Annotated in this window: 13 protein-coding genes; 5 read left to right on the forward strand and 8 right to left on the reverse strand. The window is 68.6% G+C overall.

The annotated features are described in order from the left end of the window. Positions 1-47 precede the first annotated feature (47 nt). On the reverse strand, positions 48-668 hold the full coding sequence (locus ACIBJB_RS00830) for a heme-copper oxidase subunit III (RefSeq protein ID WP_062037772.1): 621 nt from the start codon (positions 666-668) through the stop codon (positions 48-50). A gap of 145 nt (positions 669-813) precedes the next feature. Between ACIBJB_RS00830 and ACIBJB_RS00835 the strand changes: the two genes are divergently transcribed. Further along, positions 814-1215, forward strand: coding sequence for a hypothetical protein (locus tag ACIBJB_RS00835; protein WP_398925115.1), 402 nt, complete (start codon positions 814-816; stop codon positions 1213-1215). Between the two features lie 93 nt (positions 1216-1308). On the opposite strand, the gene ACIBJB_RS00840 is transcribed toward ACIBJB_RS00835, so the two are convergent. From ACIBJB_RS00840 to coxB, 4 genes are all read right to left on the reverse strand, one after another. Further along, positions 1309-2568 (reverse strand): Ig-like domain-containing protein, encoded by a 1260-nt coding sequence (locus ACIBJB_RS00840; protein ID WP_398925117.1) that lies wholly within the window; start codon positions 2566-2568, stop codon positions 1309-1311. 131 nt (positions 2569-2699) lie between these two features. Continuing rightward, positions 2700-3098 carry a cytochrome c oxidase subunit 4 gene (locus ACIBJB_RS00845; protein WP_355738163.1) on the reverse strand — a complete coding sequence of 133 codons (399 nt, stop codon included), beginning with the start codon at positions 3096-3098 and terminating at the stop codon, positions 2700-2702. Continuing rightward, positions 3095-4837: a cytochrome c oxidase subunit I gene (ctaD, locus tag ACIBJB_RS00850; protein ID WP_398925119.1), complete on the reverse strand. Its 1743-nt coding sequence runs from the start codon at positions 4835-4837 to the stop codon at positions 3095-3097. Before ctaD ends, ACIBJB_RS00845 begins: the two co-directional genes overlap by 4 nt. Further along, positions 4834-5793, reverse strand: a complete 960-nt coding sequence (gene coxB, locus ACIBJB_RS00855) for a cytochrome c oxidase subunit II (RefSeq protein ID WP_398925121.1) — start codon at positions 5791-5793, stop codon at positions 4834-4836. Before coxB ends, ctaD begins: the two co-directional genes overlap by 4 nt. Before the next feature lie 247 nt (positions 5794-6040). Here coxB and ACIBJB_RS00860 point away from each other — a divergent pair, with 247 nt between their 5' ends. Further along, positions 6041-7402: a cysteine desulfurase/sulfurtransferase TusA family protein gene (locus ACIBJB_RS00860; RefSeq protein WP_398925123.1), complete on the forward strand. Its 1362-nt coding sequence runs from the start codon at positions 6041-6043 to the stop codon at positions 7400-7402. A gap of 4 nt (positions 7403-7406) precedes the next feature. On the opposite strand, the gene ACIBJB_RS00865 is transcribed toward ACIBJB_RS00860, so the two are convergent. Beyond that, a complete protein-coding gene (locus tag ACIBJB_RS00865) occupies positions 7407-8381 on the reverse strand; it encodes a carbohydrate kinase family protein (RefSeq protein WP_398925125.1) in 975 nt (324 codons plus the stop codon). A gap of 152 nt (positions 8382-8533) precedes the next feature. Here ACIBJB_RS00865 and ACIBJB_RS00870 point away from each other — a divergent pair, with 152 nt between their 5' ends. Further along, entirely contained in the window at positions 8534-8743 is a 210-nt protein-coding gene (locus ACIBJB_RS00870) for a hypothetical protein (RefSeq protein ID WP_398925127.1), read from the forward strand. Between the two features lie 164 nt (positions 8744-8907). Next, complete coding sequence (locus ACIBJB_RS00875) at positions 8908-10908, forward strand: hypothetical protein (protein ID WP_398925129.1); 2001 nt, start codon at positions 8908-8910, stop codon at positions 10906-10908. A gap of 98 nt (positions 10909-11006) precedes the next feature. Here ACIBJB_RS00875 and ACIBJB_RS00880 read toward each other — a convergent pair whose 3' ends face one another. Beyond that, a complete protein-coding gene (locus ACIBJB_RS00880; RefSeq protein ID WP_020137379.1) occupies positions 11007-11363 on the reverse strand; it encodes an iron-sulfur cluster assembly accessory protein in 357 nt (118 codons plus the stop codon). Positions 11364-11632: 269 nt separating this feature from the next. Here ACIBJB_RS00880 and nadA point away from each other — a divergent pair, with 269 nt between their 5' ends. Beyond that, positions 11633-12817 (forward strand): quinolinate synthase NadA, encoded by a 1185-nt coding sequence (gene nadA / locus ACIBJB_RS00885; protein WP_037719710.1) that lies wholly within the window; start codon positions 11633-11635, stop codon positions 12815-12817. An 18-nt stretch (positions 12818-12835) separates the two neighbouring features. Here nadA and ACIBJB_RS00890 read toward each other — a convergent pair whose 3' ends face one another. Further along, on the reverse strand, positions 12836-13249 hold the full coding sequence (locus ACIBJB_RS00890; RefSeq protein WP_398925131.1) for a PQQ-binding-like beta-propeller repeat protein: 414 nt from the start codon (positions 13247-13249) through the stop codon (positions 12836-12838). Positions 13250-13261 lie beyond the last annotated feature (12 nt).

Consider the following 13261-nt stretch of genomic DNA (forward strand, 5'->3'; position numbering starts at 1 on the left):
GTCAGGATCTTCTGCGTCGATGCTTGCGATGTCGGGAGCGGGCCCGGCTACTTGATCAGGTAGATCGTGGCGAAGAGGCCGATCCAGACGACATCGACGAAGTGCCAGTAGTAGGACACGACGATGGCCGCGGTGGCCTGTTCGTGGGTGAACCGCTTCGCCGCGTACGTACGGCCGAGGACGAACAGGAAGGCGATGAGGCCGCCTGTCACGTGCAGACCGTGGAAGCCGGTGGTCAGGTAGAAGACCGACCCGTACGGATCGGACGAGAGGGAGATCCCGTCCTTCTTCACCAACTCGGTGTACTCGTAGATCTGACCGCCGATGAAGATCGCGCCCATGATGAAGGTGATGATGAACCAGCCCCGGAGCTTCTTCACATCACCTCGTTCAGCGGCGAAAACGCCCAGCTGGCAGGTGAGAGAGGAGAGCACCAGGATCGTGGTGTTCGTCGCCGAGAACGGAACGTTCAGGGCGTGCGCCATCTCTTTCCAGTGATCAGGACCCGTCACCGATCGCAGGGTGAAGTACATCGCGAAGAGGGCCGCGAAGAACATCAGCTCGGAACTCAACCAGATGATGGTTCCGACGCTGGTGAGGTTCGGCCGGTTGACCGACGGGTGCGCGTGCCCGGTTGTCTCTGTCGTTGCTGTCGCCACGACCGACATTATGTCGGTCGCTTATCCCGCCCTCACCCCGGGGGGTGCCGTTCGGAGTGTCTCCCTGTTCCGGACCGGTGTTGACGTGGGGTGCAAGGGAGTAGCATCCGGCCCAACGGGCCTGTCCTTACGACGCTGACGTCACGGAGGAACAATGCAGCCGACCGCCACGGTGCTGGTCTACAGCGACGATTCCAACACCCGCGAGCAGGTACGGCTCGCGGCGGGCCGTCGACCGGCTCCCGACGTCCCGTTGGTCGAGTTCCTGGAGTGCGCCACGCCCGCGGCGGTGCTGAAGGAGCTGGACAAGGGCGGGATCGACGTCTGTGTGCTGGACGGGGAGGCCGTGCCGATGGGGGGCATGGGGCTCTGCCGGCAGATCAAGGACGAGGTGTTCGACTGCCCGCCGGTGCTGCTGCTGATCGGGCGGCCGCAGGACGCGTGGCTGGCGACGTGGAGCCGGGCGGAGGCCGCGGTGACGCATCCGGTGGATCCGGTGGAGTTCGCGACGGCGCTGGCTTCTTTGCTGCGCGATCGGAAGGCTTTGAGCGCCTAAGAGCTCGCGGGCTTCTGTGTTGGGGCGACTGCAGACCGTCCGTGGCTGGTCGCGCAGTTCCCCGCGCCCCTGGTGGGACTCCCCGAGGTCGCTCTAGATGCTCTGCGGCCTCAGCCTCGCCACCTGCTCAGCGCTCGGGGCGTCCGGGGTGCCGGCTACCAGGGCGCTGCCGTTGCGCCATTTCTTCCAGTCGAGGTTCCAGTCGCCGAAGCCGTTGCCGAAGGGTTCCATCGTGTTGCCGTCCGAGTTGACGACCTGGACCACGTCGCCCTCGTGGACGGTGTCGAAGAACCACTCGGCGTTGGACGTGCTCATGCCGGTGCAGCCGTGGCTGACGTTGGCGTAGCCCTGGGAGCCTTCCGACCAGGGAGCGGCGTGGACGTACTCACCGCTCCAGGTGACGCGGGTGGCGTAGTAGACCGGGAGGTCGTACGACTCCGAGGAGCCCTCGGCGATCCCGATGCTGGTGCCGCGCATGCGTACGAAGTACTCCTTGCCCAGTACGACCTTGACGCCATTGCGGGTCTCGAAGCCCGGCTTGCCGGTGGTGACCGGGAGCTCTTTGATGACCTCGTCGTTCTTGTAGACCTTCATCGAGTGTGACGAGGCATCCGTCACGGCGATGATGCGGTCCCCGGTGGTCAGCTTCAGGGGCTTCGACTTGCCGCCCCAGAGCCGGTCGCCGATCTTGATGCCCTCCAGGTCGCTGCGGACCTGGATCGTGGCGTGGGCGGGCCAGTACTCCTTGGGCCGGTAGTGGAGTTCCTTGTCGTCCACCCAGTGCCAGGCGCCCGGTACGGCGGGTGTGGAGTCGACTCGGAGGGCGCGCTCGATGACGGCCCGCTGAGCCTTGTCCTTGACGGGTCTGTCCAGCTTGGCGGTGACGGGCTGGCCGACGCCGTACGCGCCCGACTTGGGGCCGAAGGTGACCTTCAGGCGCTTCTTGCCCAGCGGCTTGCTGGTGTCGAAGTCGAGGACCTTGCGGCCCGGTGCCCCGTCCTCGTCCTCGATGCTCACCCGGACGGTGTAGTGGGCGTTTGCGGCCAGCGGGGAGGTGCTGCGCCAGCGGGTGCCGTCGGCGGAGAGTTCGCCCGCGACATAGCGGCCTGTGGCGTCCGTGGCCGTGACGTCGGTGATGCGGCCGTCGTCCTCGGCCCTGACCTCGAGCGGCTTGTCCGGGTCGGCCTTCTTGCCGTCGCCGGTGGGCGCGTTGAAGGCGATCTGGTCCGCCGCGTCGAACGGCGTGGCCGCCAGCGGGTTCCCGTCGGACCCGCAGGCGGCGGCGCTCGCGCCGAGGGCGATCACCAGCAGCGTGCAGCTCACGACGATGCGGGTACGCGGTGCGTGGTTCATGACTTCACGCTAGGAAGCCACGTCAAGAACGGCGCGCTGGGTGACTCGTACGAGGGACAAGGATTGCGGCAGAAGCAGGAGCCCGGACCCTCCTGACGGAGTGTCCGGGCTCCTGTTGAGCTCCGCTCGTGTTACTGCGTGCGGTTCTCACCGCGGTAGTACTCGAAGACCCAGCCGTACAGGCCGATCAGGATCACCGGCACCGAGAAGTACAGCAGCCACCAGCCGATCGCGACCGACAGGAAGGCGAGGGCGCCGCCGAAGCCGAGGGCGAGCGGCTGCCAGCTGTGCGGGCTGAAGAACCCGACCTCGCCGGCGTCGTCCGCGACGTCGGCCTCCTTGTTGTCCTGCGCGCCGGCGTCCACCCGCTTGGCCGTGAAGCCCAGGTAGAAGCCGATCATGATGGACAGACCGAAGGCCAGGAAGAGCGCGGTGGTACCGGCCGGCTCCTTCGACCACACGCCATAGACGATCGCCATGGCGAGGATGAAGATGCTCAGCCAGAAGAACATCCGTCCCTGGATCTTCACTTCCCGGCCTCCTTGCCGCCGTTGCCGGCGAGAGCCTTCTCACCGTGACCGGCGTTCTCGAGCTGGTCGAGAGCGGCGATCTCGGGGTGGTGCAGGTCGAACGCCGGGGATTCGCTGCGGATCCGCGGCAGGGTGAGGAAGTTGTGCCGCGGCGGCGGGCAGGAGGTCGCCCACTCGAGCGAGCGGCCGTAGCCCCACGGGTCGTCGACGCCGACCGGCTTGCCGTACTTGGCCGTCTTCCACACGTTGTAGAGGAACGGCAGGATCGACAGGCCGAGCACGAAGGAGCTGATCGTCGAGATCGTGTTCAGGGCGGTGAAGCCGTCGGCCGCCAGGTAGTCGGCGTACCGGCGCGGCATGCCCTCGGCGCCCAGCCAGTGCTGGACCAGGAAGGTGCCGTGGAAGCCGATGAACAGCGTCCAGAACGTGATCTTGCCGAGGCGCTCGTCGAGCATCTTGCCGGTGAACTTCGGCCACCAGAAGTGGAAGCCGGAGAACATCGCGAAGACGACGGTGCCGAAGACGACGTAGTGGAAGTGCGCCACCACGAAGTACGAGTCCGAGACGTGGAAGTCCAGCGGGGGCGAGGCCAGGATGACACCGGTCAGACCACCGAAGGTGAAGGTGATCAGGAAGCCGGTGGCCCAGAGCATCGGGGTCTCGAAACTCAGGGACCCCTTCCACATCGTTCCGATCCAGTTGAAGAACTTCACGCCCGTCGGGACGGCGATGAGGAACGTCATGAAGGAGAAGAACGGCAGGAGTACACCGCCGGTGACGTACATGTGGTGCGCCCACACCGTCACGGACAGACCCGCGATCGCGATGGTCGCCGCGATCAGACCCATGTAGCCGAACATCGGCTTGCGGGAGAAGACCGGGATGACCTCGGAGATGATGCCGAAGAACGGCAGGGCGATGATGTACACCTCTGGATGGCCGAAGAACCAGAAGAGGTGTTGCCAGAGCAACGCTCCGCCGTTCGCGGCATCGAAGACGTGTGCCCCGAATTTCCGATCCGCCTCCAGCGCGAACAGCGCGGCGGCGAGAACGGGGAAGGCGAGCAGGACCAGCACCGCGGTCAGCAGCACGTTCCACACGAAGATCGGCATGCGGAACATGGTCATGCCGGGCGCGCGCATGCAGATGATCGTGGTGATGAAGTTGACCGCGCCGAGGATGGTGCCGAAGCCGGAGAAGGCCAGGCCCATGATCCACAGGTCGGCGCCGATGCCCGGCGAGCGGACGGCGTCGGAGAGCGGGGAGTAGGCGAACCAGCCGAAGTCGGCCGCACCCGAGGGGGTGAGGAAGCCGCCGACCGCGATCGTCGAGCCGAACAGGTACAGCCAGTAGGCGAACATGTTCAGCCGCGGGAACGCCACGTCGGGCGCGCCGATCTGCAGCGGCATGATCCAGTTGGTGAAGCCGGCGAACAGCGGCGTCGCGAACATCAGCAGCATGATCGTGCCGTGCATCGTGAACGCCTGGTTGAACTGCTCGTTCGACATGATCTGCAGACCCGGCCGGGCCAGCTCGGCGCGCATGAAGAGCGCCATCACGCCGCCGATGAGGAAGAACGCGAACGACGTGACCAGGTACATCGTGCCGATCGTCTTGTGGTCAGTGGTGGTGAGCCACTTGATGACCACGCTGCCGCGGTTCTGGCGCCGGACCGGCAGTTCGTCCTCGTAGTGGGACCCTGCTTCGGCGGCACCCTGGGGTTCGTTGAGGATGCTCACAGGTTCGTCGTCTCCCGGTCCTTCTCGTGGGCGGTCTGCTCGATGCCCGCGGGAACGTAACCGGTCTGCCCCTTCTTCGCGAGGTCCTTGAGGTGCTGCTCGTAGCGCTCGGGAGAGACGACCTTCACGTTGAACAGCATCCGCGAGTGGTCGACGCCGCAGAGCTCGGCGCACTTGCCGAGGAAGGTGCCCTCCTTGTTGGGGGTCACCTCGAAGGCGTTGGTGTGGCCCGGGATGACGTCCTGCTTCATCAGGAACGGCACCACCCAGAAGGAGTGGATGACGTCACGGGAGGTGAGGACGAAGCGGACCGTCTTGCCCTTGGGGAGCCAGAGGGTCGGGCCGGGGTTGCCGGTCTGCGGGTTCCTCGTGGCGGGCGTGCCGAAGTCGTAGACACCGCCGGCGTTCGCCGGGAAGTCATCCTTGAACCGGGTCGGAATCGCGTCCAGGTTCTTGTCGGTCTTCGCGTCGCCCGTGGAGCCCGCGACGGGCTCGATGTAGTTGAAGGCCCAGCTCCACTGGTAGCCGACGACGTTGATGGTGACGTCGGGCTCCTTCTTGAGGCTGAGGAGCTTCGACTCGTCGCGGGCCGTGAAGTAGAAGAGGACCGAGACGATGACGAGCGGAACGACCGTGTACAGCGCCTCGATGGGCATGTTGTACCGGGTCTGCGGAGGAACTTCGACCTTGGTGCGGCTGCGCCGGTGGAAGATCGTGCTCCACAGGATCAGGCCCCACACCAGCACGCCGGTGGCCAGCGCGGCTGCCCAGGAGCCCTGCCAGAGGGAGAGGATCCGCGGAGCCTCTTCCGTGGTCGGGGTGGGCATACCAAGGCGGGGGAAGTCCTTGTATGTGCAGCCGGTGGCGGTCGCCAGGACCAGGCCCGCGGTCATTGCCTGCAGCAGCTTCCGCCGCATCGGGCGCCGCGGCGAGCGGTCGGAGCCGTTGGGACTCACGTAGCGCCTTCCCGAGAGTCTCGCCCGCGCGGATTGGCTGCGGCCTGCCCTTACTCGGTGGTCGGTCGCCGCCCTGCGTCGGGCAGGGGTTTGGATGTTTATGCGGACCAAACCCTAGCCGACGCCCTCCGGGGGTTCAGCGGGAGGGGTGCCTAGTCACTCGGTGGGTTCGCTTGATTGGCGGCTGCGGGTGCTTTGTGGCTGATCGCGCAGTTCCCCGCGCCCCAGGGGAGGTTAGCGTTGCCGTGTGTCATATTTCGACGCTGCTTCCAGTGCGCCCCTTCACCCCGTTGCTCGTCAGGCGCTGTTGGCCTCTCTGGATGAAGGGTGGGCTGATCCCTCTCGGTTGTATCGGGAAGGGCGGCGGGCTCGGCTGTTGTTGGATGCGGCTCGGGAGGCCGCTGCGGAGGCGGTGGGGTGCCGGCCTGACGAGCTGACCTTCACGTCCTCCGGGACGCGGGCCGTGCAGGACGGGATCGCGGGGGCGCTTGCCGGTCGTCGTCGCGTCGGACGTCACCTGATCGTGTCAGCCGTCGAACACTCCTCGGTACTTCATTCGGCGGAGCTGTTCGAGGTGACCGAGGTTCCGGTGAGCCGGACGGGAGCGGTGAGCCCGCAGTCGTACGCCGATGCTCTTCGCCCCGACACCGCGCTGGCGTGTCTCCAGTCGGCCAACCATGAGGTGGGGACCGTGCAGCCGGTGGCCGAGGTGGCCGCCGTGTGCCGTCAGGCGGGCGTGCCGTTGCTGGTGGACGCGGCGCAGTCGCTCGGGTGGGGGCCGGTCGAGGGCGAGTGGTCGCTGCTGACCGCCAGCGCGCACAAATGGGGCGGTCCGTCGGGGGTCGGCCTGCTCGCCGTAAGGAAAGGTGTCCGGTTCTCCCCCCAGGGACCCGCCGACGAGCGGGAGTCGGGGCGGGCGCCGGGGTTCGAGAACCTGCCGGCCATCGTCGCGGCGGCGGCCTCGCTGCGGGCGGTGCGGGCCGAGGCCGCGCAAGAGGCCGTACGACTGAGGGAGCTGACGGCGCGGATCCGGGCACGGGTGCCGCGGCTGGTGCCGGACGTGGACGTGGTGGGCGATCCCGAGAAGCGGCTGCCGGGGATCGTCACCTTCTCCTGTCTCTATGTCGACGGAGAGACCTTGCTGCACGAGCTGGACCGGGAGGGGTTCTCCGTTTCCTCCGGTTCGTCCTGCACGAGCAGCACGCTGACGCCGAGCCATGTGCTGAAGGCGATGGGGGTACTGAGTGAGGGGAATGTGCGGGTGTCGTTGCCGTTCGGGGCGGTCTCCGAGGAGGTCGACCGGTTCCTGGAGGTATTGCCGGGGGCGGTGGCGGCGGTGCGGGAGAAGCTGGGCGCACCGACGCCTTCGGCCGTGGTGCGGGAGGACTCACTTGTCGTGGACGCCCTCGGCAAGCGGTGCCCGATCCCGGTCATCGAACTGGCCAAGGTGATCGCAGACGTTCCGGTGGGCGGGACCGTCCGGGTCCTGTCGGACGACGAGGCGGCCCGGCTCGACATCCCGGCATGGTGCGAGATGCGGGAGCAGGAGTACGTGGGAGAAGAGCCGGCGGACCGGGGTTCCGCTTACGTGGTCCGCCGTATCTCCTAGCCGGTCACTTGAGGTGGGTGCGGACCTCGTCGGCGGCCTCGTCCCCATACGCCTTGGTGAACCGCTCCATGAAGTTCCCCCGCCGCAGCCGGTACTCCTGGGTCCCCACGGTCTCGATGACGAGCGTCGCCAGCATGCAGCCCACCTGAGCCGCCCGCTCCAGCGAGACCCCCCAGGCCAGCCCGGACAGGAACCCGGCGCGGAACGCGTCGCCGACCCCCGTGGGGTCCGCCTTGCGCTCCTCCTCCGCGCAGCCGACGACGATCGGCTCCTCGCCCGCCTTGTCGATCCGCACGCCCTGCGCGCCGAGCGTGGTGACCCGGTGGCCCACCTTCGCCAGGATCTCCGCGTCGGACCAGCCCGTCTTGGACTCGATGAGCCCCTTCTCGTACTCGTTGGAGAAGAGGTACGTGGCGCCGTCCAGCAGTATCCGGATCTCGTCGCCGTTCATCCGGGCGATCTGCTGGGAGAAGTCCGCGGCGAAGGGGATGCCGCGCGACCGGCACTCCTCGGTGTGGCGGAGCATCGCCTCGGGGTCGTCGGCGCCGATGAGGACGAGGTCGAGGCCGTCGACCCGGTCGGCCACCGTCTTGAGCTCGATCTGCCGGGCCTCGCTCATCGCGCCCGTGTAGAAGGAGCCGATCTGGTTGTGGTCGGCGTCGGTGGTGCACACGAACCGGGCGGTGTGCAGCGTCTCGGAGATGCGGACGGACGCGGTGTCGACGCCGTGCCGGTCCAGCCAGGCGCGGTACTCGTCGAAGTCGAAGCCCGCGGCGCCGACGAGGATCGGGTGGGTGCCGAGCTGGCCCATGCCGAAGGCGATGTTCGCGCCGACGCCTCCCCTGCGTACGTCGAGGTTGTCGACCAGGAAGGAGAGCGAGACCGTGTGCAGTTGGTCCGCGACGAACTGGTCGGCGAAGCGGCCGGGGAAGGTCATGAGGTGGTCGGTGGCGATGGAGCCGGTGACTGCGATGCGCACGGCGTGGCTCTCCTGGGGGGAGGGTGTGTTGACGGTTAACGCTATCGGGTCCGTATGGGGTACTGCGAGGCGGCCGACGGCACGGTGAAGCAGGTAAAACTACCCGATAGTAGATCTTTCTTCGCGGGCTCCGGCGTGCATACGGTGCCGTCATGACCAACCTTGAGCTGTACGTCTCCGCCCCGGCCGACCTGGACGGGGGCCTCGCGTCGCTGCTCGGTGACTGCGCCCGGATGGCCCCGCACTGGGCGGTTCCCGACCGGATCGTGCCTCTTCCGGTTTCTCCCTCACTCATCCACGGTGTGACGGTTCCGGAGGGGTCCGCGCGGCTGCTGGAGGCGATGTCGGAGTACGGCGACTGAGTCACGGCGCTCGCGTCGGCGCGTTCGAGGGAACCGCGCGCTCCCCCGCTGCGTCCCATCGCCGTCCCCTGGAAAGGGGATGCGGGATACGACCCGTGTGCCGACCTTTTTGACAGGGCCGGGTCAGGGTCGAGGGACAGTTGCGCAGCAGAAGGAGCGATGCGGTGAACACCGAGCGACCCGACAACGACGAGGCCTCCGGCGGCGGGGACGGGAGCTCTGCGGAAGCGCGCGGTGCGGGGGCGCTGGGCGCCGAGGACGTGAGCCGTGCCGAGGTGACGCGGGGGTCCGACGCTCCCGGCGACGAGCCGAGCCCCGGTGGAGCCGAGGGCACCGAGGAGGCTTCCGGTGCCGGCGGAGGCTCGAGCTCGGCGGAGCACGCCGAGGGAGCCGCGGACGACTCCCCGGCCTCCGACACCGCACCGGCACCCGCGGCCGACGCCGACGCCGACGCCGACGAGCCGGACGACCCCGCGGCCCCCGACGCTCGTGCCGACTCTGACACGCCACAGGCTCCCGCCGATGGCGACAGCTCGGCGATTCCCAGCCGCACCGGCCTCGGCAAGCTTCCGGCGCCCGACGCCGATGCCGGCCCTGATCAGCCCGTGAGCGTGGACACCCCTGAGCCCGCCGCCCTGGATACCGCTGTCGCCGGGGCGGGTTCCGACGACGATCACGTTCCCGCCGTTGCCGCCCTCCCCCACCCCGACGCCCCCCGTTCCGGCCGGCACCGCTCCCCCGTCGTCATCGCCGCCGTCGCGGCCGCCGTCCTGCTGGTCGGGGGCGGTGGGGCGTACCTCGCCGCCAGTACCACCGGAGGGTCCGGCGACGGCACGGCCTCCGGTGCGTCGGGGGACGGCACTCCCCCGCCCCTCGCGCTCGACGGTTACAGCGTGAGCGACGGGGCGGGGACCGGGATCGCGCCCGGGGAGCCGAATCCGTACGGCGTGACGTACCGCGTCGACGGCAGTCTCCCGGAGGGGCCCCGCTCGGCGCCGGTCTACCGGACCCAGGGGCAGGTCACCGAGGACGACGTGGTGCGGCTCGCCGAGTCGCTCGGGGTCGACGGGACGCCGGTGGCGCAGGGGCAGGTCTGGCGGGTCGGGGCCAAGGACGGTTCGGGGCCGAGTCTCCAGGTGAACCGGCAGGCGCCGGGCGCCTGGACCTTCCAGCGCTACTCCCGCGTCATCGACCACTGTGACAGCGCCACCGTGTGCGGTGCGGAGCAGACCCCCACCGGCGCCCCGGTGAGCGTGGCGGTCGCGGAGAAGGCCGCCGCGCCGGTGCTGAAGGCGGCGGGTCAGGACGGCGCGAAGCTGGACGCGAGCCAGGTCATGGGCGCCCAGCGGGTCGTGAACGCCGATCCGGTCGTGGGCGGGCTGCCCACGTACGGCTGGACGACCGGCGTCACCGTGAACGGCCAGGGTGAAGTGGTCGGCGGCACCGGTCAGTTGAAGGCGCCGGTGAAGAGCGACACGTATCCCGTGCTGAGCGCCGAGAAGACGCTGGGCCTGCTGAACAAGGTGCCCGCGGCCGACCACCGCATGGGGATCGGCGGCTGCGCCAGTCCCGTACCGCTGAAGGACCGGTTGGAGGCGCCCTGCGGGGAGTCGACGGCGAGCCCCGCCAAGAGCACGCTCACCGTCGAGAAGGCGGCGTTCGGGCTGGCGTCGCATCTCGTGGCCGGCCGGTCTGCGCTCGTGCCGTCCTGGCTGTTCGAGGTGCGGGCGGCGGGCGCGAAGGACGCCTTCACGGTGACGTATCCGGCGGTCGACCCGACGTACATCGCCTCCCCAGCCACGGCGACGCCCACGTCACCCGCCACCCCCACGGCGCCGTCGGACCAGCCGACCTCCGCGCCGAAGACGCGGGACGTCAAGGTGGACGGCTACTCGGCCGAGGGCGACGAGCTGACCCTGAGCTTCACGGGCGGGGTGTGCGGGGACTACACGGCGACGGCGAGCGAGACCTCGGACGAGGTGACGGCCAAGGTGACCTATACGCCGTGGCCGGACAAGGTCTGCATCATGATCGCCAAGGAGATCCAGAAGACCGTGCCGCTCGACGGGCCGCTCGGCGACCGCAAGGTCGTGGGCTCGGACGGCAAGGAGATCCCGCTGAAGAAGGCGGGGGCACGGCTGCCGGAGACCTCCGGGGCCCGGTAGCCCTGGAGATGCGCGAAGGCGGCGGCCCCGTCGGAGGGGGCCGCCGCCTTCTGTCGCTCGAGCCTTGGCCGAAGCCGATGCTCAGCTGAACCCGAGGCTTAGCTGAAGGAGTCGCCGCAGGCGCAGGAGCCGGTCGCGTTCGGGTTGTCGATCGTGAAGCCCTGCTTCTCGATGGTGTCCACGAAGTCGATGGACGCGCCGCCCAGGTACGGGGCGCTCATGCGGTCGGTGACGACCTTGACGCCACCGAAGTCCTTGACGACGTCCCCGTCGAGGGAACGCTCGTCGAAGAAGAGCTGGTAACGCAGGCCGGAGCAGCCGCCGGGCTGAACGGCGACGCGCAGGGCCAGGTCGTCACGGCCTTCCTGGTCGAGCAGGGCCTTGACCTTCGCCGCGGCGGCGTCGGACAGGATGATGCCGTCGGTGACGGTGCCGGTCTCGTCCGATACGGACATCTACATCTCTCCCGGGTTGTACGGAGACTGCTTACCGACGATTGCAACCGCCGGGGCCGCGGATTCATTCCGGGCCGAGCAACTTGTCTTTTCGCCTGTCCTCTTCATGCTCGCACACCCGCGACGAAGCGAACAGCGGCCCGATGACCGGCCCGCCCCGGGATGACCGGGATTCACGTCACATCGACGTTATAGACGTCGTCAAAGTGACGTGAACCGGGTTATGATAGATAACGTCAGTTCGACGAAAAGTAGAAAGGGTGCGTGTCGTGACCACCGCCCAGACCACGGAGCTCGACGTACAGCCGACTCCGCTCGCCCTGTTGCTGCTCGGCCGCGAGGCCGACCCGAGGAGCGAGCGGGGCGTCGAGTGTCCCGGCGACCTGCCCTCGCCCTCCGACCCCGACCTGGTCGAGCGCGCCCGCGCGGCCAAGGAGAAGCTCGGCGACAAGGTGTTCGTCCTCGGCCACCACTACCAGCGTGACGAGGTCATCCAGTTCGCCGACGTCACGGGCGACTCCTTCAAGCTGGCCCGCGACGCGGCCGCGCGCCCGGAGGCCGAGTACATCGTGTTCTGCGGTGTGCACTTCATGGCCGAGTCGGCGGACATCCTCACGTCCGACGACCAGAAGGTGGTCCTCCCCGACCTCGCCGCCGGCTGTTCCATGGCCGACATGGCGACGGCCGAGCAGGTCGCCGAGTGCTGGGACGTGCTCACCGAGGCCGGCATAGCCGAGCAGGTCGTGCCGGTGTCGTACATGAACTCCTCGGCGGACATCAAGGCGTTCACGGGCAAGCACGGCGGCACGATCTGCACGTCGTCCAACGCCAAGAAGGCTCTGGAGTGGGCCTTCGAGCAGGGCGAGAAGGTGCTGTTCCTGCCCGACCAGCATCTCGGCCGCAACACCGCCGTGCGGGACATGGGGATGACGCTGGAGGACTGCGTCCTCTACAACCCGCACAAGCCGAACGGCGGCCTGACCGCCGAGCAGCTGCGGGACGCGAAGATGATCCTGTGGCGCGGCCACTGCTCGGTGCACGGCCGCTTCTCGCTGGAGTCGGTGGAGGACGTCCGCGCCCGGATCCCCGGGGTGAACGTCCTCGTGCACCCCGAGTGCAAGCACGAGGTCGTGGCCGCGGCGGACTACGTCGGCTCGACCGAGTACATCATCAAGGCGCTGGAGGCGGCCCCGGCCGGCTCGAAGTGGGCCATCGGCACGGAGCTCAATCTCGTACGACGGCTCGCGAACCGTTTCGCCCCCGAGGGCAAGGAGATCGTCTTCCTCGACAAGACGGTCTGCTTCTGCTCGACCATGAACCGCATCGACCTGCCCCACCTGGTCTGGACCCTGGAGTCGCTGGCCGAGGGCAAGCTCGTCAACCGGATCGAGGTCGACAAGGAGACCGAGGCGTTCGCGAAGCTGGCCCTGGAGCGGATGCTGGCGCTGCCGTAGCACCGTCGTCAGGAGCGCTCACCCCGATGCGGAGGTCCGCTCGGGGTGGGCGGGGTCGAGGGTGAAGACGTCGCCGGACGGGGTGGTGACGATCAGGGCGCCCTTGTGGAGCAGCACCTTGGGCAGCCGCTCGTTCAGGGCGTTCACCCACCGGGCACGCGGCAGGGTTTCCCACAGCAGCGTGCCCTTCTTGGCGTCCAGGGCCGCGACCCGGCCGCCGGCGCTGGACAGATACACCACGCGGGCGCGCGGAGCGGGGGTGACACCGCCCGGCTGCTCCAGGCTCGTCGGGGTCTGCCACAGCTGCTTGCCGGTGCGGACCGACACGGCGGTCACCCGGCCGGAGGTGCCGGTGAACCACAGGGTGCCGTCCGCCGTCGTCGCGGTGCCCTCGAACTCCTCGGCCGGCAGGGGTACCCGGCCCCGCCTCATGAAGGTCCCGGG

The sequence above is a fragment of the Streptomyces sp. NPDC050759 genome, assembly GCF_044456945.1.
GTDB lineage: Bacteria > Actinomycetota > Actinomycetes > Streptomycetales > Streptomycetaceae > Streptomyces.